General features: G+C 42.8%; 26 protein-coding genes and 1 riboswitch. Of the genes, 3 read left to right on the forward strand and 23 right to left on the reverse strand.

Annotated features, from left to right (window positions below):
* Window positions 1–12: 12 nt before the first annotated feature.
* The 19 genes from HF881_RS04160 to HF881_RS04250 form a co-directional block, all read right to left on the reverse strand.
* Window positions 13–327 (reverse strand): hypothetical protein, encoded by a 315-nt coding sequence (locus HF881_RS04160; RefSeq protein ID WP_061454088.1) that lies wholly within the window; start codon window positions 325–327, stop codon window positions 13–15.
* The gene (locus HF881_RS04165) at window positions 308–2,029 is read right to left on the reverse strand and encodes a cutinase family protein (RefSeq protein ID WP_169446566.1); all 1,722 of its coding nucleotides are present in this window, start codon (window positions 2,027–2,029) and stop codon (window positions 308–310) included. The genes HF881_RS04160 and HF881_RS04165 overlap by 20 nt, the downstream gene beginning before the upstream one ends.
* Complete coding sequence (locus HF881_RS04170; protein ID WP_084974192.1) at window positions 2,022–2,423, reverse strand: hypothetical protein; 402 nt, start codon at window positions 2,421–2,423, stop codon at window positions 2,022–2,024. The genes HF881_RS04165 and HF881_RS04170 overlap by 8 nt, the downstream gene beginning before the upstream one ends.
* A gap of 138 nt (window positions 2,424–2,561) precedes the next feature.
* Window positions 2,562–2,984: a hypothetical protein gene (locus HF881_RS04175; protein WP_169446567.1), complete on the reverse strand. Its 423-nt coding sequence runs from the start codon at window positions 2,982–2,984 to the stop codon at window positions 2,562–2,564.
* Between the two features lie 140 nt (window positions 2,985–3,124).
* Entirely contained in the window at window positions 3,125–3,526 is a 402-nt protein-coding gene (locus HF881_RS04180; protein WP_169446568.1) for a hypothetical protein, read from the reverse strand.
* A 140-nt stretch (window positions 3,527–3,666) separates the two neighbouring features.
* A complete protein-coding gene (locus HF881_RS04185) occupies window positions 3,667–4,068 on the reverse strand; it encodes a hypothetical protein (RefSeq protein ID WP_169446569.1) in 402 nt (133 codons plus the stop codon).
* A 150-nt stretch (window positions 4,069–4,218) separates the two neighbouring features.
* Window positions 4,219–4,986 (reverse strand): acetyl-CoA carboxylase carboxyl transferase subunit alpha, encoded by a 768-nt coding sequence (locus HF881_RS04190; RefSeq protein ID WP_169446570.1) that lies wholly within the window; start codon window positions 4,984–4,986, stop codon window positions 4,219–4,221.
* Window positions 4,983–5,849 (reverse strand): acetyl-CoA carboxylase, carboxyltransferase subunit beta, encoded by an 867-nt coding sequence (gene accD, locus HF881_RS04195; protein ID WP_169446571.1) that lies wholly within the window; start codon window positions 5,847–5,849, stop codon window positions 4,983–4,985. Before accD ends, HF881_RS04190 begins: the two co-directional genes overlap by 4 nt.
* Before the next feature lie 35 nt (window positions 5,850–5,884).
* Window positions 5,885–7,252, reverse strand: coding sequence for an acetyl-CoA carboxylase biotin carboxylase subunit (gene accC, locus HF881_RS04200; protein ID WP_169446572.1), 1,368 nt, complete (start codon window positions 7,250–7,252; stop codon window positions 5,885–5,887).
* Window positions 7,253–7,263: 11 nt separating this feature from the next.
* Window positions 7,264–7,686, reverse strand: a complete 423-nt coding sequence (gene fabZ / locus HF881_RS04205; protein ID WP_000565515.1) for a 3-hydroxyacyl-ACP dehydratase FabZ — start codon at window positions 7,684–7,686, stop codon at window positions 7,264–7,266.
* Window positions 7,683–8,171 (reverse strand): acetyl-CoA carboxylase biotin carboxyl carrier protein, encoded by a 489-nt coding sequence (gene accB / locus HF881_RS04210; RefSeq protein WP_169446573.1) that lies wholly within the window; start codon window positions 8,169–8,171, stop codon window positions 7,683–7,685. The genes fabZ and accB overlap by 4 nt, the downstream gene beginning before the upstream one ends.
* 2 nt (window positions 8,172–8,173) lie before the next feature.
* The gene (gene fabF, locus HF881_RS04215) at window positions 8,174–9,409 is read right to left on the reverse strand and encodes a beta-ketoacyl-ACP synthase II (protein WP_169446574.1); all 1,236 of its coding nucleotides are present in this window, start codon (window positions 9,407–9,409) and stop codon (window positions 8,174–8,176) included.
* Window positions 9,410–9,437: 28 nt separating this feature from the next.
* Complete coding sequence (gene fabG, locus HF881_RS04220; protein WP_169446575.1) at window positions 9,438–10,169, reverse strand: 3-oxoacyl-[acyl-carrier-protein] reductase; 732 nt, start codon at window positions 10,167–10,169, stop codon at window positions 9,438–9,440.
* Between the two features lie 45 nt (window positions 10,170–10,214).
* On the reverse strand, window positions 10,215–11,135 hold the full coding sequence (fabD, locus tag HF881_RS04225; protein ID WP_169446576.1) for an ACP S-malonyltransferase: 921 nt from the start codon (window positions 11,133–11,135) through the stop codon (window positions 10,215–10,217).
* The gene (gene fabK / locus HF881_RS04230; RefSeq protein ID WP_125827468.1) at window positions 11,128–12,102 is read right to left on the reverse strand and encodes an enoyl-[acyl-carrier-protein] reductase FabK; all 975 of its coding nucleotides are present in this window, start codon (window positions 12,100–12,102) and stop codon (window positions 11,128–11,130) included. Before fabK ends, fabD begins: the two co-directional genes overlap by 8 nt.
* Window positions 12,103–12,219: 117 nt before the next feature.
* Window positions 12,220–12,444 carry an acyl carrier protein gene (locus HF881_RS04235; RefSeq protein ID WP_000257840.1) on the reverse strand — a complete coding sequence of 75 codons (225 nt, stop codon included), beginning with the start codon at window positions 12,442–12,444 and terminating at the stop codon, window positions 12,220–12,222.
* 57 nt (window positions 12,445–12,501) lie between these two features.
* Window positions 12,502–13,476 (reverse strand): beta-ketoacyl-ACP synthase III, encoded by a 975-nt coding sequence (locus HF881_RS04240; protein ID WP_169446577.1) that lies wholly within the window; start codon window positions 13,474–13,476, stop codon window positions 12,502–12,504.
* Window positions 13,476–13,910: a MarR family transcriptional regulator gene (locus tag HF881_RS04245; protein ID WP_000386342.1), complete on the reverse strand. Its 435-nt coding sequence runs from the start codon at window positions 13,908–13,910 to the stop codon at window positions 13,476–13,478. Before HF881_RS04245 ends, HF881_RS04240 begins: the two co-directional genes overlap by 1 nt.
* Before the next feature lie 90 nt (window positions 13,911–14,000).
* Complete coding sequence (locus HF881_RS04250) at window positions 14,001–14,786, reverse strand: enoyl-CoA hydratase (protein WP_125838899.1); 786 nt, start codon at window positions 14,784–14,786, stop codon at window positions 14,001–14,003.
* Between the two features lie 202 nt (window positions 14,787–14,988).
* Here HF881_RS04250 and HF881_RS04255 point away from each other — a divergent pair, with 202 nt between their 5' ends.
* The 3 genes from HF881_RS04255 (at window position 14,989) to serS (ending at window position 18,215) form a co-directional block, all read left to right on the forward strand.
* The gene (locus HF881_RS04255) at window positions 14,989–16,353 is read left to right on the forward strand and encodes an aspartate kinase (protein ID WP_000869649.1); all 1,365 of its coding nucleotides are present in this window, start codon (window positions 14,989–14,991) and stop codon (window positions 16,351–16,353) included.
* Between the two features lie 2 nt (window positions 16,354–16,355).
* Entirely contained in the window at window positions 16,356–16,727 is a 372-nt protein-coding gene (locus HF881_RS04260) for a DUF956 family protein (protein WP_000079372.1), read from the forward strand.
* A gap of 213 nt (window positions 16,728–16,940) precedes the next feature.
* Window positions 16,941–18,215, forward strand: coding sequence for a serine--tRNA ligase (gene serS / locus HF881_RS04265; RefSeq protein WP_169446578.1), 1,275 nt, complete (start codon window positions 16,941–16,943; stop codon window positions 18,213–18,215).
* A gap of 25 nt (window positions 18,216–18,240) precedes the next feature.
* Here the strand turns inward: serS and HF881_RS04270 are convergent, their stop codons facing one another.
* The 4 genes from HF881_RS04270 to HF881_RS04285 all read right to left on the reverse strand — a co-directional run bounded on the left by HF881_RS04270 (window position 18,241) and on the right by HF881_RS04285 (window position 23,934).
* Window positions 18,241–19,140: a TDT family transporter gene (locus HF881_RS04270; protein WP_169446579.1), complete on the reverse strand. Its 900-nt coding sequence runs from the start codon at window positions 19,138–19,140 to the stop codon at window positions 18,241–18,243.
* 108 nt (window positions 19,141–19,248) lie between these two features.
* Window positions 19,249–19,797 (reverse strand): carboxymuconolactone decarboxylase family protein, encoded by a 549-nt coding sequence (locus HF881_RS04275; RefSeq protein WP_169446580.1) that lies wholly within the window; start codon window positions 19,795–19,797, stop codon window positions 19,249–19,251.
* Window positions 19,798–19,927: 130 nt separating this feature from the next.
* The gene (locus HF881_RS04280; RefSeq protein ID WP_169446581.1) at window positions 19,928–21,250 is read right to left on the reverse strand and encodes a sodium:alanine symporter family protein; all 1,323 of its coding nucleotides are present in this window, start codon (window positions 21,248–21,250) and stop codon (window positions 19,928–19,930) included.
* A gap of 90 nt (window positions 21,251–21,340) precedes the next feature.
* A riboswitch (glycine riboswitch) is annotated at window positions 21,341–21,429 on the reverse strand.
* A 168-nt stretch (window positions 21,430–21,597) separates the two neighbouring features.
* Window positions 21,598–23,934: an endonuclease MutS2 gene (locus HF881_RS04285; protein ID WP_169446582.1), complete on the reverse strand. Its 2,337-nt coding sequence runs from the start codon at window positions 23,932–23,934 to the stop codon at window positions 21,598–21,600.
* Between the last annotated feature and the right edge of the window lie 66 nt (window positions 23,935–24,000).

Raw genomic sequence — 24,000 nt, forward strand, 5'->3', positions numbered from 1 at the left:
ACCCGTTTTCTCCTAGCTTTTGATCGGACTCTGTAAAGTAGGTGTTTGCAAGGTCTGTGTCAAGTAAGTTTCGGCAGCATCTGCAGCTTTCCCCTCAAATCCACCCTTAATATTGTTCACATAGGTCTTAGAAGCGTAGTCTTGCATATCTGTGGCTGCTTCCTGCAACTTTTTAGCTAATTCTGCTCCTTTAGCAAGGATTGACAACTCTTTTGCAGTTACCAAGGCCCTGACTGCTTGTCGTTCTTGTTCCTTCATTCTTTCTTTGAAGCCTCTATCGAGTTGCTCTCTTGTAATTAAAGTATCCTCATCCGTTAGGACTACCATTTTTTCCCCTCCATGTTTGTTTTACATCCACCAATAGATTGTTAAAATCTTCAGCACTATCTGTATCTACGGTCTCAAAGGAGCCACTAGCTTTAACCAGACTTTCCCCTAGTTGCTCAATTTGTGTCAGGAAGGATGTTGCTGCAGTCTTCGTGTCACTCGCAACGCCTTCATCCCAAAAGCTTGTTGTATCAAAACCAGAAAGCAGATTCGTAACTTCTGAACTTGACAAATATCCAACCATGTCAAAGGCTGTCTGTCTTGTTTCTTTTATCATGTTTTGAATATCTTCCTTAGCATCTGAAAGTAAGGTTTTCACAGATTTTACTTTATCTTCCATGTCAAAATTTGCCAACTGGGCTGCTGTCTGAAGCAACTGAGCTCGAACCAAGATTCTTTGATTTCCTGAAAGATTGCCATTTCTCAGTTGTTCCTGATAACGAGGAATAGCTTCTCGATCCCACTTTATAGATTCCTGACGAGCTTCTTCGACGATTTTACTATATTCAGTTGTAAAATTCTCGTAAACTGAATAACCAATAGCTGCCTTTATTTTAAACTCACCTCTCATAATGGCATTTAAAACATTTGAGGCTACATTTTCATCGACTCCTAAAGCCCGGAGGGAATCCAACGTTGTCGCTATCAGTCGAGCCAGCTTTTCACCTGCCCTGAGCAATTCCGGGTGAAAATCCTCAGACGCGGTCAACAAATTTCCCTTCCCATCCGATTGGAAAACACCAAAGTCATGGGAGCTTTCCGGATCAGTAATCTGAGTATAATGCAAGGGGACAAGCACATTGACTTTCCCGACGGGTTTCTTGAGGGGTTCATCGGAGTCCCCAGGTAATTTAGTGATGGTATGTTCACGATTGAGCATACCCACGATATCAAAAGGATTGACATAGTACTCTATTTTTTCGCTAATCTTTTTGATTTTCTCATCGCTGAGACCCATTTTCTTTAAACTCTTTGTCGTGTCCGGGCCGTCAAAGAGGACTACTTTGCCGATTTTCTCCAGTTCTTGATCAGTAAGGCCAGCTACCCCTTGCGCAGAGACAATGGTTCCCAGGGAGTGACCTGTGATGTCCATCGTAGCTTGCGGAGCTTTTTCGCTCATCTCTGCGATTTTCGTTTTCATTCCTACTGTTGCTAACTTGGCTTGCGGCGTATGGATATGGTTGAGAGCGAACTTAGCGTCGTTGTCAATCCAGTCGTTCAAATTTTCCAAACTGATGGCATCACTGCCGCGGATAGTCATATAAGTTTTCGTAGTATCATTAGTCAAGGTAGGCGTATCCGTTAAGTAGTAGGCGCTAAAACCAGCTCTCTCATCAGTTAAGAGTCCTTTTTGATAGCGTTTGATAGGATACTCTTCTTGGTGAACCCCTCCTCCAGGATCACCAACTTGGAGTTTTATCGTATCTTCCACAGTATGTAAATCAGGATCTGGCTGCAGGTAAACCTTACCATTATGAGGAAGATGTTTGCCTCCGGGGGTGATTTCCAACTTCTTCGTATTCTTATTATAAAACTCCGCATCCTTAGAAAAATCAAATTCAAGAGATTGACCCGAGTCTAACTCTTCCCTATCGTATTTCTTTTGAGACTCATAAGGAAATTTAACCGGTCGACCTGTATAAGCAGCCTGAGCTAAATCTGCATAAAAATTATCAAAGGTTTTTAGATTACTGTTAGTCAAAAATCCTTCCCCCCACTCTTAAATAATTGGCTAAAGCCATTGAATTAGGAATAATTTTACCATTCTCAATATCAAAAGTTACATTCCAGGAAGAGGACTCAATATGATTAAAGCTACCATATACATTTACAATTTCTCCTCCTCCTTGAGGAGTCCCATTCCCAACTTTTTCCCATTTGGTTTCATCCCAAGCAATCTGAACAGATTCAATCTTTGAATTTTTAGACTTTACAAAATCTTCTATTTCTTTTTGATGCTCCTTCAGATATGCCAACTGCTTAGCTCGCGGACTAAGAAATACTCCTCCGAATAGATTTGTTTTCTGCGCCATCCATGCTCCTCCTCCAAATACTACAAGGGCTAAAACTAGCCAAACCAAAGTACGTTTTTTCATCTCTTTCCTCCTATATAGCGGAATCTAAGTATATTAGATCATGAATGTAAAAAAAAAATACTTTTAGCAAGTATTCTAAGTTAGTAGAGAATGAGTAATATTAAATTTGAGTAAAAATTATCAAAGGTTTTTAAGTTACTATTCGTCATACTTGTCCCAACCTCCATTTTTTAACACTCTAGGCTGATTATACATACCAATCCTATCTATTGAAGGCACATCATTTTTATTTTTTAATCGAAAATCTATTGTAAAGTCAGAATCCTTTATATGATTAAAAGAACCCTTCACTGATAGATTATAACCTCCCCCCTGTGGAGTTCCATTCCCTATCTGTTCAACAGTTACACTATTCCAATCCATCTGAACAGATTCAATCTTTGAATTTTTAGACTTTACAAATTTTACAATTTCTTCTTCATGCTCCTTTAGATAAGCCAACTGCTTGGCTCGCGGACTAAGAAATACTCCTCCGAATAGATTTGTTTTCTGTGCCATCCATGCGCCGCCTCCGAATACTACAAGGGCTAAAATCAGCCAAACCAAAGTACGTTTTTTCATCTTTTTCCTCCTATATAGCGGAATCTAAGTTTATTATATCATGAATGTAAAAAAAAATACTTTTAGCAAGTATTTGAAGTCAGTGGGGAATGAATGATGTTAAATTTGAATAAAAATTATCAAAGGTTTTTAAATTACTATTACTCAAATGGTTTCCCTCCAATGCCTAGGCCATTAACTAATGTCATCGAAGCTAAATCAACTTTTCCATCATCTACAATTATCATTACATGCCAACCAGAATTTTCAATGTTATTGAATGTTCCATAGATGTCAATAATCTCTCCACCTCCTTGAGGCGTACCATTTCCTATCTTATCCCATTGTGTCTGTTTCCAATCAATTTGAACCGATTCTATCTTTGCATTTTGAGATTTTACAAAATCCTTAATTTCTTCTTCATGCTCTTTCAAATAAGCCAACTGCTTAGCTCGCGGACTCAGAGTTATTCCTCCAAATAAATTTGTTTCTTGTGCCATCCATGCGCCTCCTCCAAAAATTACAAGGGCTAAAACCAGCCAAAGTAAAGTACGTTTTTTCATGATTATCCTCCTTAAACGTGGATTCTAAACCTATTATATCATGAATGTAAAAAAAAATACTTATGGCAAGTATTGTAAGTCAACAGGGAATGAATGATGTTAAATCCGCATAAAAATTATCAAAATTTTTTAAATTACTATTAGTCAAGCAGTTTACCCCCAATACGCAACGGACTACCAATTCCGATAGAATTAATTAAAATTTTTCCATCTGTAATCTTAATAATAACACTCCAACTTGAGTTTGATATATTATTAAACCCTCCATAAACCTGAACAATCTCGCCTCCTCCTTGAGGTGTACCATTTCCTATCTTATCCCATTGTGTCTGTTTCCAATCTATTTGAACCGATTCAATCTTTGAATTTTTAGACTTTACAAATTTTACAATCTCCTCTTCGTGCTCTTTTAGATAAGCCATCTGCTTAGCTCGTGGGCTAAGATATACTCCTCCGAATAGATTTGTTTCCTGTGCCATCCATGCACCTCCTCCAAAAATTACAAGTGCTAAAATTAGCCAAAGTAAGGTACGTTTTTTCATGACTGTCCTCCTAATGATAAACTTTCTATTTCTACTATTACATACACTACTGTTAACCCATTGTCATCATTTTACCTTATTTATTCGTTTTTTCATCTGATCACGGTTATCAAAAAAGCTAAAACAAATTGTTCTAGCTTTTAAAATTTCTTAATATTTTCTAAACCGTTGGTAACGTTCTTCGAGGAGCTGTTCCAAGGCTAAGCCTTGCAAGCGTTCAAGCTCTGCACGCAATTCATTTTTAAGGTGAGCTTGCAGTTCTTTACTGGAGAGGCCGGCTTCTGAGATTACCTTGTCCACAATTCCCATTTCTAGGAGCTCGTGTGAAGTGATTTTCATCAACTCTGCCGCCTCCATGGCACGGCTTCCATCCTTCCAAAGGATAGAGGCAAAGCCTTCTGGACTGAGTACGGCATAGATCGAATTTTCCAGCATCCAGACACGGTCAGCAACGGCTAGTGCTAATGCACCTCCAGACCCGCCTTCACCGATAATAATCGCGATGATTGGAACCTTGAGGTCACTCATTTCCATCAGGTTTCGGGCAATTGCTTCACCTTGTCCACGTTCCTCGGCTCCTACACCAGGGTAAGCACCCGCCGTATTGATAAAGGTCACAACTGGACGGCCAAACTTTTCTGCCTGTTTCATCAAACGAAGAGCCTTGCGATAGCCTTCTGGATGGGGTTGCCCAAAGTTCCGTTTGAGGTTATCATGAAGACTCTTCCCCTTTTGGATACCGACGACTGTGACCGCTTGGTCACCTAACCAGCCAATTCCACCAATGACCGCACCATCATCTCGGAAAGAGCGGTCTCCATGCAATTCGATAAATTCATCGAAGATTCCATTGGCAAAATCAAGGGCTGTCAAGCGACTTTGCTCGCGTGCCTCTCTGACTATTTTTGCAATATTCATCCGCGACTTCCTCCATGCAATCTCACTAATTTAGCAATTGTTTCTGGTAGTTCTCTACGTTTGACAATTGCATCAACAAATCCATGTTCAAGCAAAAATTCTGCCTTTTGGAAGTCATCCGGCAAGGTCTCACGAACTGTATTTTCGATAACACGACGCCCTGCAAAACCAACTAAACTCTGGGGCTCTGCTAGGATAATGTCACCTTCCATAGCAAAAGAAGCTGTCACTCCGCCTGTTGTCGGATCCGTCAAAATAGTCAGGTAAAAAAGTCCTGCCTTGGAATGACGTTGAACTGCCGCAGAAATCTTAGCCATCTGCATCAAGCTCATGATTCCTTCTTGCATGCGGGCTCCACCAGAAGCTGTAAAAAGTACAACTGGCAACTTTTCAACTGTCGCATATTCAAATAAGCGCGTGATTTTTTCGCCCACAACGGTTCCCATCGACGCCATGATAAAGTTTGAATCCATGATCCCGAGAGCAACTTTTTGCCCCTTGATGTTAGCTGTACCAGTTAGGACAGCTTCATCCAGTCCTGTTTTTTCACGCATGCTAGCCAGTTTTTTCTGGTAACCAGGAAAGTTCAAGGGATCTTGAGTCTCGATACCTGTAAACATCTCCACAAAGCTATCAGAATCAACTGTCAGAGCCAAGCGCTCTTGGGCTGAAATACGGAAAGTATAGCTACAATGGGGACAAATGCGCTCACTGCCAAGGTCCTTTTGATAAATGGTGTGTTTACACCCGGGACACTTGGAGAAGAGTTCATCCGGAACCTCAGGCTTGGCTTGTGGTGCCTGCCTTACGGATCGATTAGGATTGATCCGAATATACTTATCCTTTTTACTAAATAGAGCCATAACTCCCCCTTTTAGTTCTCATACTCTTTGAAAGTCTATTCTTTTTCTTGATATTGTGGCAAGAAATTTTCCATCAGGAAGGAAGTATCGTAGTCACCAGCAATAACACGGCGGTCTGAAATTAGATCCAACTGGAAGTCTGCATTGGTTTGCACTCCTTCAATATCAAGTTCATAAAGTGCACGTTGCATCTTCATCAATGCATCAAAACGATTCTCCCCATGAACAATGATTTTGGCAATCATACTATCATAGTAAGGAGGAATGGTATAACCTGGATAAACTGCTGAGTCCACGCGCAAACCAACTCCACCACTTGGTAGATAGAGATTGGTAATTTTACCTGGGCTTGGAGCAAAGTTAAATGCTGGATTTTCCGCATTGATCCGGCACTCGATAGCATGACCTCGTAGGACTATATCTTCTTGTTTGAAAGGTAAAGGTTGTCCAGCAGCAATGCGAATCTGTTCCTTCACGATATCAACACCTGAAACAAACTCTGTGACTGGGTGTTCAACTTGCACACGAGTATTCATTTCCATGAAGTAGAAATTGCCACTCGCTTCATCGAGAAGAAATTCAATCGTCCCTGCATTTTCATAGCCTACAGACTCTGCTGCACGAACGGCTGCAGCACCAATTTCATGACGAAGGGTTTTGCCAATCGCAATGGATGGGCTTTCTTCTAAGACCTTTTGGTTATTCCGTTGGAGTGAACAGTCCCGTTCACCAAGATGGACAACATGACCCTCTTGGTCCGCAAGAATCTGAACCTCGATATGGCGAGCTGGATAAATCACACGCTCAAGATACATAGCGCCATTTCCAAAATTGGCCTTGGCTTCACTGGATGCTGTCTCAAAGGCTGCGACCAAGTCTTCTGCCTTTTCAACCTTACGAATCCCTTTTCCACCACCACCTGCCGATGCCTTAAGCATGACAGGATAGCCAATTTTTTCTGCAACTGCAAGGGCCTCTTCAGCCGTGTGAACTTCACCATCAGATCCTGGGATAACTGGAACCCCAGCCTTGATCATTTGTTCACGCGCATTGATCTTATCACCCATGGTGTCCATCACAGCACCAGAAGGACCGATGAACTTAATTCCCACTTCGTCACACATAGTGGCAAACTTGGAGTTTTCGCTAAGAAATCCAAAACCTGGATGGATGGCTTCTGCCTCTGTTAAGACTGCAGCAGACAAAATTGCATTGATATTGAGATAAGATTCTGTCGCCTTACCAGGTCCGATACAGATAGCTTCATCCGCTAGGAGTGTGTGAAGAGCTTCCTTATCAGCAGTTGAATAAACTGCTACGGTCGCAATGCCCAATTCACGCGCAGCTCGAATAATGCGAACCGCAATCTCACCACGGTTGGCAATCAAAATTTTACGAAACATGGAGAACCTCCTTAGTTTCCAATTGCAAAGGTAAGAGTACCACTCGCTGCAAGCTTACCATCTACTTCAGCCTTTGCTTCAACCACGGCGATGGTACCACGACGTTTGACAAAAGTAGCCGTCATGACTAATTGATCACCTGGTACAACTTGCTTCTTAAACTTGACCTTGTCCATGCCGGCGTAAAAGACCAATTTCCCTTTATTTTCAGGTTTGGACAATTCCAAGACACCAGCAGTCTGAGCCAAGGCTTCCATGATAAGAACACCTGGCATAACTGGGTATTGAGGAAAATGACCATTAAAGAAAGGTTCGTTGATGGTCACATTTTTAATGGCAACAATGGTATCTTCGCTCACTTCCAAGACACGATCCACTAGGAGCATGGGGTAGCGATGGGGTAGAGCTTCTTTGATTCCTTGAATATCGATCATTTGATACGTACCAATCCTTTACCGAACTCAACCATTTCTTCATTTGAAACGAGAATTTCTGTCACCACACCATCCTTAGGTGCAGGAATTTCATTCATGACTTTCATGGCTTCGATGATCACCAAAGTCTGACCTTTTTTAACACTGTCTCCGACTGTGACAAAGGCAGGTTTATCTGGTCCAGCAGCCAAGTAAGCCACCCCTACAAGTGGACTTTCAACAACATCACCCTCCAGAGCAACCGTCGTTTCAGCTGGTGCTGGAGCTTCTTCCACTGCACTCTCTACTGGAGTTGAAGGGGTAGAAACTACTGGACTTGCAGCTACTGCAGCTGGCGCTGGAACAACTTGAGCTGGTGCTTCAGAAGCCATTCTTGCTTCATTCTTACTGAACTGCAATTCGTCCGTTCCATTTTTATAAGAAAATTCTCTCAAACTTGATTGGTCAAATTGAGCCATCAAGTCCTTGATTTCATTTAAATTCATAATTATTTATTCTCCCAACGTTTGAAAGCAAGAACCGCATTGTGTCCACCAAAACCAAAAGTGTTTGAAATAGCATAAGGGATTTCTTGCTCCAAGCCTTGTCCATAAACGACATTCGCCTCGATATAGTCTGATAACTCGCTTGTTCCAGCTGTCATTGGTACATAGTTATGACGCATGGCTTCAATTGTAGCGATGGCTTCTACTGCCCCTGCAGCACCAAGCAAGTGTCCTGTAAAGGACTTTGTTGAAGATACAGGTACTTCTTTACCAAGGACAGCTACGATCGCACCACTTTCTCCTTTTTCATTAGCAGGAGTTGAAGTTCCGTGGGCATTGACATAAGCCACTTGCTCTGGAGAAATCTCTGCCTCTTCCAAAGCCAATTTAATTGCCTTAATCGCGCCTTGACCTTCTGGATGAGGTGAAGTCATATGATAAGCATCACAGGTATTTCCATAACCAACTACTTCAGCTAAGATAGTCGCCCCACGTTTTTCAGCGTGTTCCAGACTTTCAAGCACCAACATACCAGAACCTTCTCCCATCACAAAACCATTACGATCTTTGTCAAATGGAATAGAAGCACGGGTAGGATCTTCTGTCGTAGAAAGAGCTGTCAGAGCTTGGAAACCAGCAATGGCAAATGGAGTGATAGAAGCTTCTGATCCTCCAACTAACATGACATCTTGGAAGCCAAACTTGATAGAGCGGAAGGCATCCCCAATCGCATCATTTGATGAGGCACAGGCTGTATTGATTGATTTACAGATACCGTTTGCTCCGAAGCGCATCGCAACATTTCCTGAAGCCATATTTGGCAAGGCTTTTGGAAGTGTCATTGGTTTAACGCGTTTTGGACCTTTTTCATGAAGACGGATAACTTGATCTTCGATTTCTTTAATTCCCCCAATACCAGAAGAAACGATGACACCAAAGCGATCTTTATCGATTGCTTCTACATCAAGATTTGCATTTGTCACCGCTTCTTGAGCTGCATACAAGGCATACAAAGAATAGTTGTCAAAACGGTTGGTATCTTTTTTGACAAAGTATTTATCAAATGGGAAATCTTGAACTTCTGCCGCATTATGAACAGCAAAATCGTTGTGATCAAATTTAGTGATTTCTCCAATTCCAATTTTTCCAGTTTGCAAACTGTTCCAAAATTCTTCTGGAGTATTTCCGATAGGAGAGGTCAATCCGTAACCTGTTACTACAACTCGATTTAGTTTCATCTGTCTTACCTATATCTTTCCTTATTTTTTACATGCTAAGTCCGCCATCAACAGCGAGAACTTGTCCAGTCAAATAATCCTGTCCGGCCAGGAACACTGTAGCATCTGCGATATGATCTGCTTGACCAAACTGTTTCATTGGGATTTGTGCCAATGTCGCTTCCTTGATCTTATCAGATAAAACAGCAGTCATATCTGACTCGATCATTCCTGGTGCAAGAGCATTTACGCGCACATTACGATTAGCAACTTCACGTGCTACTGACTTGGTAAAACCAATCAAACCTGCTTTAGAAGCTGCATAGTTGGCTTGTCCGATATTTCCCATCAAACCGACCACACTCGACATATTGATAATCGCACCTTCACGTGCCTTGATCATCTGTTTCAAGACTGCTTGCGTCATGTTGAAGGCACCTGTCAAGTTGATCTTAAGCACTTTTTCAAAGTCTTCTTCGGTCATCTTAAGCATAAGCGTATCTTGAGTGATCCCAGCATTGTTGACCAAGACATCGACAGAACCGAGTTCCGCAATCGCTTGATCTACCATACGCTTGGCATCTGCAAAGTCTGAAACATCACCTGAGATTGGGACCACCTTGACACCGTAGTTTGAAAACTCAGTCAGCAATTCTTCTGAGATTGCTCCGCGGCTATTCAAGACTACATTAGCACCTAGTTGGGCAAATTTGTGAGCAATGGCAAGTCCGATACCACGACTTGAACCTGTTACAAAGACATTTTTGTTTGTAAGTTGCATTCTATCTCTCCTGTTTCCTGTTGTATTTTGTGGGAGAAGGGGTCATTAGTTTCCTAACAAAGCATCCAAGCTTGCTTGGTCTTCAACGTTAGCTAGCTGAGCTGTTTTATCGATTTTTTTGACAAAGCCTGATAGAACCTTACCAGGACCAATTTCAATAAAGTTGGTTACCCCAGCATCCTGCATCACAGCAATACTTTCATAAAAACGAACAGGTTCTTTCACCTGACGCGTCAAAAGCTCTTGGATTCGATCTTTTTCCATAACAGTAGCTTCCGTATTGCCGACTAGAGGGCAAGTAAAGTCAGAGAAACTCACTCCCTCAAGAGCTCCAGCTAGTTGCTGACTGGCTGGCTCAAGAAGGGCTGTATGGAAAGGACCATATACATTTAAAGGAATCAATCGTTTTGCTCCTGCTTCCTGCAAGAGTTCAACTGCGCGGTCAACCGCAGCCACCTCACCACCGATAACGATTTGGCTTGGGGTGTTGTAGTTGGCTGGGGTCACTACTCCAACTTTAGAGGCTGCTTCACAAGCTTCCTCAATCACTTCAACTGGAGTATTAAGGACTGCAACCATCTTTCCAGAACCTGCAGGTGCAGCCTCTTCCATATAAGCACCACGCTTAGCAACCAAGGCAACTGCAGCCTCAAAGTCCAAGGCACCACTTGCTACAAGAGCAGAATATTCCCCAAGGGACAATCCTGCTACCATATCTGGCTGGTAGCCCTTTTCTTTCAATAGTCGGTAAATAGCAACCGAAGTCGCTAAAATAGCTGGTTGCGTATAGCAAGTCTGATTTAACTTGGTTTCTTCCTTATCAATCAAGTCACGAAGGTCATAACCCAAAACCTGACTGGCTTGGTCAATTGTTTCCTTGACGATAGGATAGTGATCATAGAGATCACGCCCCATTCCTAGATACTGAGCACCTTGACCTGCAAATAGAAAGGCTGTTTTAGTCATTTCTTACAACTCCTGCCCAACGAGAGGCTTCTTCTTGAATTTTCTTGGCTGCGCCATAGTATAGATCTTTTAGGATTTCTTCGACAGTTTCCTCTTTAGAAACCAAACCAGCGATCTGACCTGCCATGACAGATCCACCTTCTACATCTCCATGAACAACGGCTTTAGCAAGAGCACCAGCCCCCATTTGTTCAAAGATTTCTAAATCTGGATTTTCTTGTTTGAAGGCATCTTTTTCAGCCTGCTCAAAGTCACGTGTCAATTGATTTTTAATGGCACGAACAGCATGACCAAAATGCTGAGCTGAAATAGTCGTATCGATATCACGCGCTTTTAAGATTTTTTCCTTGTATTTTGGATGGGCGTTAGATTCCTTAGCTACTACGAAACGCGTACCAACTTGAACGGCCTCAGCACCAAGCATAAAGCCTGCAGCGACACCTTCACCATCCGCAATTCCTCCAGCTGCGATAACCGGAATTGAAACAGCTGCAGCAACCTGACGAACCAAGGTCATCGTTGTTAATTTACCAATATGTCCGCCGGCTTCCATTCCCTCTGCAATAACTGCATCTGCACCAATTTTTTCCATGCGTTTTGCCAAAGCAACACTTGGAACAACAGGAATCACTGTAATTCCTGCATCATGGAAACGAGCCATGTATTTACTTGGATTTCCTGCACCAGTCGTAACCACCTTGACCCCTTCTTCAATCACGAGATCAACGATGTCTTCTACAAAAGGTGACAAGAGCATGATGTTGACACCAAAGGGTTTATCCGTAAGTGATTTGATTTTATCGATATTAGCCTTTACGACCTCTTTAGGTGCATTCCCACCACCGATGATCCCCAGACCACCAGCTTTTGATACTGCACCAGCCAAGTCACCGTCCGCAACCCAGGCCATTCCTCCTTGAAAAATAGGATAATCAATGTTCAATAATTCTGTAATACGTGTTTTCATAGTGCCTCCATCATTCCTTGCTTACGTAATAGTTCGATGAGTTTATCATTTGAGTCTCAAACTATTACCTAAACAAGAGGGAGTGGGTCTCCCCTACTCCTTCTAGTAATATGTTAATTATTTTGTTTGCTCTTCAACGTAGGCAACCAAGTCACCAACTGTTTTCAAGTTATCTTCTGCTTCGATTTGGATATCGAAAGCATCTTCGATTTCAGAGATTACTTGGAACAAGTCCAATGAATCTGCATCCAAATCATCAAAAGTAGATTCAAGTGTTACTTCTGATGCGTCTTTACCAAGTTCTTCAACGATAATTTCTTGTACTTTTTCAAATACTGCCATGATAGGACTCCTTTAAAATATAAAAAATTTATAACTATGTGTTTACCACATGATTACCTAGATTGTAAGAATGAGTGTGCCCCATGTCAAACCTCCACCGAAGCCTGATAGGAGAATCGTCTGGCTACCATCTAAACGAATCATGCCATTCTCCACACACTCTGAGAGCAAAATCGGGATACTTGCTGCACTGGTATTTCCATACTCCATCATATTGGCAGGAAGCTTGTCTCGGTCTACACCGATCTTCTTAGCCATCTTATCCAAAATGCGGATATTTGCCTGATGAAGCAAGAGATAATCCAATTCCGATGCTGCGATTGGACTATTTTCAATAGTCTCTTTGATTGATCTAGCAACATCTCGATTTGCAAAATCAAAAACTGCTCGTCCATCCATCTTCAAAAAAGCAGGAACTGCCTCTTGATCTGAGAAGGGCGAAGCCAGAGCCGTTTGGCCATAGGTCAAACACTCGCTCCGAGAGCCATCCGTATAGAGACTTTCCACGAGGAAGTGTCGTGTATCACTCGCTTCCAAGAGAACCCCACCAGCACCATCCCCAAAGAGAACAGCTGTCGAACGATCTGACCAATCAACTGCCTTGGATAAGGTTTCAGCCCCGATAACAATCCCTTTCTTGAACTGTCCAGAGCTTAAAAACTTTTCAGCAGTTGAGAGAGCAAATACAAAGCCACTGCAAGCTGCTGTCAAATCAAAGGCGAAAGCTCTATGAGCTCCAATATTTGCCTGAACCCGAGCCGCCGTAGAAGGCATCATCGAGTCTGGGGTAATCGTCGCTACAATGATAAAATCAATCTGATCCGCTTTTATGCTCGCCTTAGCCAGCAAACTCTTGGCAACTTCTGTCGCCAAATCACTCGTTGACTCCGTTTTTGAGATATGTCTCTGTTTAATTCCTGTCCGGCTTGAAATCCACTCATCGCTTGTATCCATGATCTGAGCCAAGTCTTGATTAGTGACCACTTGCTCTGGAACATAATGAGCAACCTGGCTTATTTTTGCAAAAGCCATTATTTCAAATCCTCCAAAAATTGATAAAGGTTAGTCAAGCCCCTGCCCATCACTTCTATCTCTTCAGAACTCATGCCATCGATAATTTTCTCGACCATAGCCTTGTGGAAACGTTTATGAAGGCGGTGAACCAAACGACCTTTCTTTGTCAAATGCAGGTAGACCACACGACGATCCTGATCAGAACGAATGCGCTCAACATAACCTTTTCTTTCGAGGTTATTCAAGCTGGTCGTAACAGTTCCAAGAGTGACCATCAGTTCTTTAGAAACCTTACTTGGCGTTGCCTCCGGAAACTTCCCAATCACATCAATCGTGTGCATTTCTTTGATGGAGATGTCTTTGAAACGACTACCTCGTAAGCTAACCTCCTCAATCACAAGGACATTATTAAAAATAGATGTTAAATACTCATTCACTTGTTGGTAGTCCAAAGTATTCCCTCCTTCTCAAAAAAACTTTTGTATTCAAAACATTTGACACAAAAAGTATATCAAACTTCAAAGAATTGTGCAAGTATTTTTTTATTTTCCTGAAAATTTTGGTCGTCTTCTTTCAGAATGAGCTCGTACTCCTTCTTTAAAATCTTCAGTCAAAGATAACGATTCTTGCAACTTTAATTCCAATTCAGCATAATTCTGCCAATCCTTAAATTGACTTTCCCAAACTAGCTTCTTAATGGCTGCATAGGAATTTGCTGAACCTCGTCTTAATTTCTTCAGAACTTGTTCTCTTGTCTTTTCTAGCTTATCTGCCTCGCAGACACGGTATACCACGCCCCATTCCAGTGCTTTTTCCGCAGTCAAAGCTTCTCCTGTCATGGCAAGTTGCGCAGCCCGTGTTACCCCGATACTACGACTCAAGAGATGGATCCCACCAGCGTCTGGCGCCAATCCAACTCCAACAAAGGCTTGGATAAATTTTGCCTTATCAGTCGCCAAACAAAAATCGACTGCCACTGCCATATTGGCTGCAGCACCAGCAACCGCTCCATCCACCTCCATCAAGACAGGTTTAGGAATTTGCTTGATTTTAAAAGAAATTGTATTGACTAATTCTGCAATCTTATTCAAAGAAGGAATGTCATCCTCATCCACTGCACGCTTCATCTCAACCAAATCTCCCCCAACTGAAAATACCTTCCCATTCGCGTTAATCAAGATAAACTGAACAGCTTGATCCTGCTCTGCTAGGGTTAAAGCTTCTAAAATCTCCTCACACATTGGGATATGGAAACCATTTGCCACTTCGGGACGATTCAAAGTAATGATAGCAAGATCATCTAGGATCTGATATAGGATATGATTCATAGCTTCTCCTTTTATAAGGTGATAAAATTATTTCATTGTCAAAGTATACCTTTTTTTAGATAAAGAGGCAAGAGAAAACCAATCGAAAGTGTCTCGGCTGATCAAAACGCTCACTTTATCCTAAAGACTATACTATTTTCTTCATTGAAAAAAGGCCCTCTTTCTGCTATAATCGTATAAAATACTTACTTGAGGAGTCCCTATGAAGGTTGTAAAATTTGGCGGAAGCTCTCTTGCCTCTGCTAGTCAGTTAGAAAAAGTTTTAAACATCGTTAAAAGCGATAAAGAGCGCCGTTTTGTGGTCGTTTCTGCACCGGGTAAACGCAATTCTGAGGATACCAAGGTTACAGATGCCTTGATCAAATACTATCGTGATTATGTAGCAGGAAATGATATCAGCAAGAGCCAAAACTGGATCATCGATCGCTATGCGGCTATGGTGAGCGAACTAGGCTTAAAACCATCAGTTCTAGAAAAAATTTCTAAAAGCATCCGTGCCTTAGCGACTCTTCCTATTGAGGAAAATGACTTTCTCTATGACACCTTTCTAGCAGCTGGAGAAAACAACAATGCCAAACTTATCGCAGCTTACTTTAACCAAAACGGCATCGATGCGCGCTATGTTCACCCTAGAGAAGCGGGAATTATCGTAACAAGCGAACCTGGAAATGCTCGCATCATTCCATCTAGCTATGACAAGATTGAAGGCTTGGCTGACAGCAACGAAGTCCTTGTTATTCCTGGTTTCTTTGGGGTCACTAAGGAAAATCAAATCTGTACCTTCTCCCGTGGTGGATCCGACATAACTGGTTCCATCATCGCTGCCGGTGTTAAGGCTGATCTCTACGAAAACTTTACGGATGTCGATGGTATCTTTGCTGCCCATCCAGGTATCATTCACCAGCCTCATTCTATCCCTGAATTGACCTACCGTGAGATGCGGGAATTGGCTTATGCAGGTTTCTCAGTCCTTCACGATGAAGCTCTGCTCCCTGCCTACCGTGGGAAAATTCCTCTCGTTATCAAAAATACCAATAACCCTGACCATCCGGGTACTCGTATCGTTCTCAAACATAGCAGTGATAAATTCCCAGTCGTTGGAATCGCTGGTGATTCTGGCTTTGTCAGCATCAACATGTCGAAATACCTCATGAACCGTGAAGTTGGATTTGGACGCAAGGTTCTGCAAATCCTTGAAGATCTTAACATCGGATGGGAACACATGCCAACAGGTATCGACGATCTTTCGATCATTCTCCGCTCCCGTGAGTTGACTCCTATCAAAGAAGAAGAAATTCTGCGTCAACTCGTTCAAAAGGCTGAAGTGGACCATGCTGAGATCGAACATGACCTTTCAATCATTATGATTGTCGGAGAAAAGATGAAGAGTCATATCGGGGTAACTGCTACTGCAACACGTGCTTTGTCTGAGAATAAAATCAACATCCAGATGATGTCCCAAGGTTCAAGTGAAGTTTCCATCATGTTTGTTGTCAATAAAGATCAAGAAAAAGCGGCTATCAAGGCTCTCTACCATGCCTTTTTCGATGAAAGTAAGGAAGACTAATCATGGCCCAATCTCTCAATAAAGTCATTGACCTGCAAACTACTGGGACATCTTACCTCTCTATCTCCGGAAAAGTTGGAAAATTTCTAGTTGGGGATCAAGCCTTGGAGTTTTATCCTGATGTCAATGTCGAACAATATATCCAAATTCCCTGGTCCAGCATTCAGCAAATCGGAGCCAACGTAACTGGTCGCAAAATCAGCCGTCACTTTGAAGTCTTCACTGATCAAGGTAAATTCCTCTTTGCCTCAAAAGACTCTGGGACTATCCTCAAAATCGCTCGGGAAAAATTAGGAAACGACAAGGTCGTGAAACTTCCGACTCTGCTCCAGACCATTGGACAAAAATTTAAAAATCTATTTGCAAAAAAGTAGAAACTTTAGTATAATCATAGCAACGGATAAGTAGGTTATCCTCTTCTTTCAGAAAGTCTGCGGGTGCTGCGAGCAGATAGGAGGGATAGGTGAAATTCTACCGTTATTCACAATTAAATACAGAATCAAGTGCACACCTGTGAAGTTGGATGGAACCGTGGCCCTGCCACTCCAACGCTTTGTTAGGTGTGCTTTTTTCATAAAGGAGTTCTTATGTTAGATATCAAACGTATTCGTACAGACTTTGATGCTGTCGCTGAAAAATTGGCTACACGTGGTGTAGATGCTACTGTTTTGAATGAGATGAAAGAAATCGACGCTAAACGTCGTGACATCTTGGTCAAGGTCGAAAATCTCAAGGCAGAACGTAACACAGTTTCTGCAGAGATTGCTCAAGCCAAGCGCAATAAGGAAAATGCTGATGACAAGATTGCTGCTATGCAAGCTCTCTCTGCTGAAGTAAAATCTCTCGATACTGAATTGGCAGAAATCGATGCTAAATTGACAGAATTCACCACTACTCTTCCAAACATCCCAGCTGACAGCGTTCCTGTTGGAGCTGATGAGGATGACAATGTGGAAGTTCGCCGTTGGGGAACTCCACGCGAGTTTGACTTCGAGCCAAAAGCTCACTGGGATCTGGGTGAAGACCTCGGTATCCTTGACTGGGAACGTGGTGGAAAAGTTACGGGTGCTCGTTTCCTTTTCTATAAAGGTCTTGGCGCTCGTTTGGAACGTGCCATCTATAACTTTATGTTGGATGAGCATGGCAAGGAAGGCTATACGGAAGTCATCACACCTTATATGGTTAACCACGATTCTATGTTTGGTACTGGTCAATATCCAAAATTCAAGGAAGATACTTTTGAACTTAGCGATACCAACTTTGTCTTGATTCCGACCGCTGAAGTACCTCTTACAAACTACTACCGCGATGAAATCCTTGACGGAAAAGACCTTCCAATCTACTTCACTGCTATGAGTCCATCATTCCGTTCTGAGGCTGGTTCAGCTGGTCGTGATACACGTGGCTTGATCCGTCTGCACCAATTCCACAAGGTTGAAATGGTCAAATTTGCCAAACCAGAAGAATCTTATGAAGAATTAGAAAAAATGACAGCCAACGCTGAAAATATTCTTCAAAAACTCAATCTTCCGTACCGTGTCGTTGCGCTCTCTACTGGAGATATGGGCTTCTCAGCTTCCAAGACTTACGACTTGGAAGTTTGGATTCCAGCCCAAAATACCTACCGTGAAATCTCAAGCTGTTCAAATACAGAAGATTTCCAAGCTCGTCGTGCTCAAATCCGTTATCGTGATGAAGCCGATGGCAAGGTGAAGCTGCTTCACACCTTGAACGGTTCTGGACTTGCAGTTGGACGTACGGTGGCTGCTATTCTTGAAAACTACCAAAATGAAGATGGATCTGTGACTATTCCAGAAGCACTTCGTCCATATATGGGTGGCGCTGAAGTTATCAAACCATAAAAAATAAGGCCTAGCTAGATAATAGCTAGACCTTTTTTCGTAACCAAATTAGATAACCACTCAAGACAAAGAGTAAAATAATCAGGCAAAGGAGGGTTTCAGCCAATACCAAATAATCCAAAAATGGAAGTTTCAAAATTCCCTGAGCCATCTTGAGCGATGTAGCTGTGATGATGGTTGGAAAGGTGAGGGCTGAGAAAGCTGGTTGAAAGCCTTCTTTTAAAATATTAGGCAAGCGAGTCAAAACGAAGATGAAAAACGACTGAGAGACAAGCATCAGCAGTAACAAGGCCCAGGTCGGAAGAGTAACTCCACCGATACGCACCAGAGCCGCTAAGAGCAAAGAAAAAGGAGCACAGTAGATTCCTTCTTGCCCTAGTAGGGCTGGAGTCAATGGTTTTTTCTTTAAATCACTGTAAATCAACGGATAGAGAAAACAAGTAGCTAGAAAGCCGAAAGTCACCGTTAAGTAGGCAATCTGAATCAGACCAACGACTGGATAGGTCAAGGCTGCCACTGCTATTCCCACATAAAGTACTGTCCAGCTTGGTGTTGCACTAGCTCTTTCCTCCACTCCAAGAAAGCGACGAGAAAAATAAGCAATCAAAGCAAGATCCAAGATAAAGGAGAACCACCACAAAAGCTGGGCTAGGATAGGCATAGGCGGAACTAGTCGCAAGACATAAGTCGAGAAAATCATCCCAGCCATAGGAAAAGTGGCCATCCCAGATAAGAGAGGGGCTTTGGTCAATTCTCGCTTGGTTTCAGACCAATTTCTTAGATGAAGAAGGAGAAAGAAAATCCATAAGACTAATCCAGTCAAACTAAATAGGTGTGAAAGAACAGGCCAAGTATCCGCAATCAGGTTTCCTGCACCTGCCAAACCTAACAAACAACCAGAAAATACCAAGGGGAGTTTTTTCATGGCAACCTCCGTTAATCATATTATTATCAGTATAGCATAAAAGCCTTTAAAATAGCATAGAAAAATGAAGACTGGATAAATCAGCCTTCATTTTATTTATGATTCGAACTAGGCATAGGGTTGCAACTCTGGGTTGATTGGCGTATTGGCTAGGTTATTGGCATAATTGCAAAGACTGGCAAGACTAACACCGAGAACCACATCCAAGGCATTTTGTTGCGTGTAGCCAGCTTCTAAAAATTCACTAAGCGCTTCATCTCCTACACGACCCTTGGTATTGATGACTGCCAAAGTAAACTTAGCTAGAGTATCTAGCTTAGAATCTGACTCGATTGGAGTACGATTGCGAAGGGCTTGGAGAAGATCATCATTCATCTGGATCTGTTTGATCGAAAAGGCGGTATGACCTGCGACGCAGAAAGCACATCCATTGGTTACGGCAGCTGTGATTTGCACCACTTCACGCTCAACTGGGGTTAAACTATTGCGGCGGTTGATGGCTCCGACAGTTCGGTAGGCTTCTAGAGCGGTAGGGGCATTGGCCAAGAGACCTATCAGATTGGGAATATAGCCATTGTTATCTTTTTGTACTGTTTCAAGAACTTCTTTCACTTCTGCTGGTGCTGATTCTACTGTGTGAATGGTAAATCTTGTCATAAGAAACCTCTTTTCATTTTATTGTCATTTAGTCTATCATAGAATTTTCCCCTTGGATAATATATATTTTCAATTGCCATGATAGGAAATGTTTATGAAAGCAAAAAATCACACGAAAAGTGTGATTGGATTAGTGTTTAAAATACTTTTTAGTCTCAGCAATGACGACTGGCGACAAAACTAAGAGGGCAATCAGGTTAGGCAATGCCATCAAGGCATTGACGATATCTGCGATAATCCAAACCATATCCAACTCGATAAATCCTCCCAACAAGACCATGAGCACAAAGACCACTCGATAGAGCCAGATAAAGCGAACGCCAAAGAGAAACTCGAAACAGCGCTCTCCGTAGTAGTTCCAACCGAGAATTGTCGTAAAGGCAAAAAGCACAAGGAAAATAGTCAAAAGAGCAGGCCCAAAATTTGAAAAAATTGTTGAGAAGGCTGACTGGGTAAGTGCTACTCCATTCAAATCACCGCTCCAAACTCCAGTTACCAAGATTGTCAGACCTGTCAGAGTACAGATAATCAAAGTATCAATAAAGGTTCCTGTCATGGAAATCAAGCCTTGCTCAACAGGCTCATTTGTCTTAGCTGCAGCCGCTGCAATGGGAGCTGAACCAAGACCAGATTCATTAGAGAAGACTCCTCGTGCCACACCATTTTGGATAGCCATCCGAATACTAGCACCTGCAAAACCACCTACCGCAGCAGCTGGACTAAAGGCTGAAGTAAAGATGAGGGCAAGTGTGGCTGGGATTTTCTCAATATTAAAGAGAATAACTGTAAGAGTTCCCAAAATATAGACAATAGCCATAAATGGAACAACCGCTGTCGAAACCTTAGAAATAGATTTGAGTCCACCAAAGACGGCAATCGCAACAAAAACAGACAAAACGAGAGCTGTGATAGCTGGATCAATTTGAGCTGTATTTTGAATGGATTCTGTAATCGAATTGACTTGGGTGAAGGTACCAATCCCTAGAAGGGCTACCAATACACCCGCTAGGGCAAAGAAGATAGCAAGGGGGCGCCACTTTTCCCCCATTCCCAAAAGGATGTAATGCATGGGCCCTCCAGCTACAGCGCCGTTTGCATCCTTGCTACGGTATTTGATAGCCAGTAAACCTTCTGCATACTTGGTTGCCATCCCAAAGAAGGCAGCCATCCACATCCAAAAGAGAGCGCCTGGTCCCCCAACCTTAATGGCTGTCGCGACCCCGATGATATTTCCCGTACCAACGGTGGCGGCTAGAGCCGTACATAAAGCGGCAAAGCTCGACACATCGCCATGCCCCTTGTCCTTGGTAAAAATCAACTGAAAGGCCTTAGGGAGACGAGCCACCTGCAAAAGGCCTAGTCGGATGGTCAAATAGATACCCGTTCCGACCAATAAGATCAAGAGGGGAGGCCCCCAAACGAAAGCATCAAGCGCTTTTAGCAATTCTAACATTTCCTACTCCTATCTTTTCAACCCCAAAAGAAAGAGCACATGCAAGATACATGTACTCTGGAATGCTTAGATAAATGCCTAAAAGCGGTCTATCCTAGCTCTGTCCTTTTACCTGAGAGTTTGAGCAGTTACCTGCCTTGCCCCTTCGGTGCCTTTACGGTCTCTCCAGAGTTCCGTCCATTTACAGTCATGGAAAACAAACCTTTCTCCACTTCTATTAAACTTCATTCGGTGTTGGTATTTTATTTTTTATTATTCTACAAGAAAAGTTAGCCTTTGTCAATGTTTTCTATGAAAATTTTTAGTTTTCATTGCTTTTTTTCAGAAAGAGCGAATCCTTCTTCTCTCTATCCTTTAAAGGTCACAATGGTGGCGCCACTGCCTCCAGCATTCTGTGGGGCATAGCCAAAACTCTTGACATGCTTGTTTCTTTGTAGGTATTTGGTGACGCCCTCACGGATGACTCCCGTTCCGATACCATGGATGATATCGACTTGAGCCATATTATTGAGCAGGGCTTGGTCGATAAAGGCATCCAGCTCATTCATAGCCTCTTCGTACCGTTTTCCTCGGAGATCCAGTCTGGCTTGTGGACCACGTCCAGATGTACGTTTGACGACATTGACTTGTTTTTTCTTGACTGGGGCTTCTTGCTGAGCCTGAACAAGATCAAATTCTTTCTCTTCCAAGGTCATCTTGATCAAACCAACTTGGGCTTCCCAACGGCCGTCCTTAAGCTGATTGGTCAAGGTTCCACGTTGGCCATAACTGAGAACCACGATATCATCTCCAACCTTTGGAGCTCGTTTTTTCTTGGCTTTTTGAAGGACCTTGTTTTTGGACAAGTCGACTTTTTCAGGGGCCAGTTTTTTCAGCTCCGCCTTGGCTTCAATGATTTCATGGGGTTTGAGTTGAGACCTACTGTGAAGGTTCTTGAGAATCTGGTCACTCTCATTTAGAGCGAGTTCCACAATCTCGGCTGCTTGTTCACGCGCCTTGTTGAGCTCGGTTTCTTTTTCACGATTGAGTTCGTTGTAAAGTTTTTTGAGTGCTCGGTTCATCTTGAGGTTCTCTTGCTCGACCTCACGGATATTGTCCAAGCGTTTACGACTTTCCAGTGTTTGCTCTTCCAATTGCTCAATGATACGATTAACGTCATTATCTTGGTTGACCTGCTGGCTGGCATCCCCGACGATGACATCTGACAAGCCCAGACGTTTGGCAATTTCAAAGGCATTGCTGCGACCAGGAACTCCCTGCATAAAGCGATAGGTCGGACGCAGGCTGGCTGTATCAAACTCCATGCTGGCATTTTGCACAAAGGCTGTTTCAATACCATAAGCCTTGAGTTCTGGATAGTGGGTCGTCGCCATAGTCTTGACCTGACGTAGACGAAGGTCCTCCAAAATAGCCATAGCAAGGGCAGCACCTTCCTGCGGATCGGTACCTGCGCCAAGCTCATCTAAGAGTAAAAGCGAGTGTTGGTTGACCTTGCCAAGAATATCTACGATATTGGTCATGTGGCTCGAGAAGGTAGACAAGCTTTGCTCGATAGACTGCTCATCCCCAATATCTGCGAAGATTTCTTCGAAAATACCGACACGGCTCCCCTTATCAGCTAAAATGGGCAAGCCTGACTGGGCCATGAGTTGGGTCAAGCCCAAGGTTTTGAGCATGATGGTCTTACCACCTGTATTGGGACCTGTAATGACAATGGCCGTTAATTCCTTACCGAAGTGTACATCGTTTGCGACAGCATTTTTAACCAAAGGATGGCGGACATGAAGGAGTTGAATCTCTTGATTCTCTGAAAGTTGAGGAACGACTGCTTGTCTTTTTTGAATGAAACGCACCTTGGCACGAATCAGATCCAGATGGCCGATGATCCACGCGTCATTAGCAATCTCAGCGGCATGAGGGCGGACGCGTTCTGAGAGTTCCTGTAGGATACGAATCATCTCATAGCGTTCGTCTGCTCGCAAACTAGCGATTTCTTCGCTCAGTTTCACGACCTCACGTGGCTCGATATAGACCGTGTTTCCGCTGGCAGAGATGTCATGAACAACACCTGCAATCTTGTTACGATAGGTGTTCTTGACAGGCAAGACTTGACGACCATTTCTGCTAGCGATTATCCCTTCCGTCAACATCTGAGCTTTTTGATTGAGCAAGTCTTGCAAGACATCTCGAACTTGACTCTCGCTATCATGGATTTTCCGACGGATGCGTGCTAGCTCTTCACTGGCGAAATTTTCGATAAATCCTGCATCATTTAGGGATTGAAGACTCCCTTGCAAGTGTGGAAAATCATGCAGTTTTTCAAACCATCTCGCCAGCTGCTCCAAGCGTACATTTTCAAGATTGGCATAAAAACCTTGCAACTCTCTGCTAGCAAGCAAAACCCGTTTGAGGAGCAGGAACTCCTCAATATTGAGGTCCGCCCCCATCTCCAGACGCTTGCAAACAGCTGAAATCTCACGTGTTGCTTGGATGGTAAAGTGAGGTTGCTCCACAAATAGGGCTTGCATTTCCTCCATCTCTGTAAAGGCTTGTTTGATCTTATCCACCTTGGCAGTTGGAGCCAAAGCTTTTAGCTCCTCTTGCCCTTGTTCTGTCAGGAGATGAGGTTCAAACAAGGCTTTAATTTTATTAAATTCTAAGGTCTCTAGTATTTTTGTATTCATATTCTTTCCTTGTATGCTTGTTTACAAAATTATAGTAATTAGAGGTTTTGGACTTACCTCGTCCTA

Source organism: Streptococcus sp. WB01_FAA12, assembly GCF_012843315.1.
GTDB lineage: Bacteria > Bacillota > Bacilli > Lactobacillales > Streptococcaceae > Streptococcus.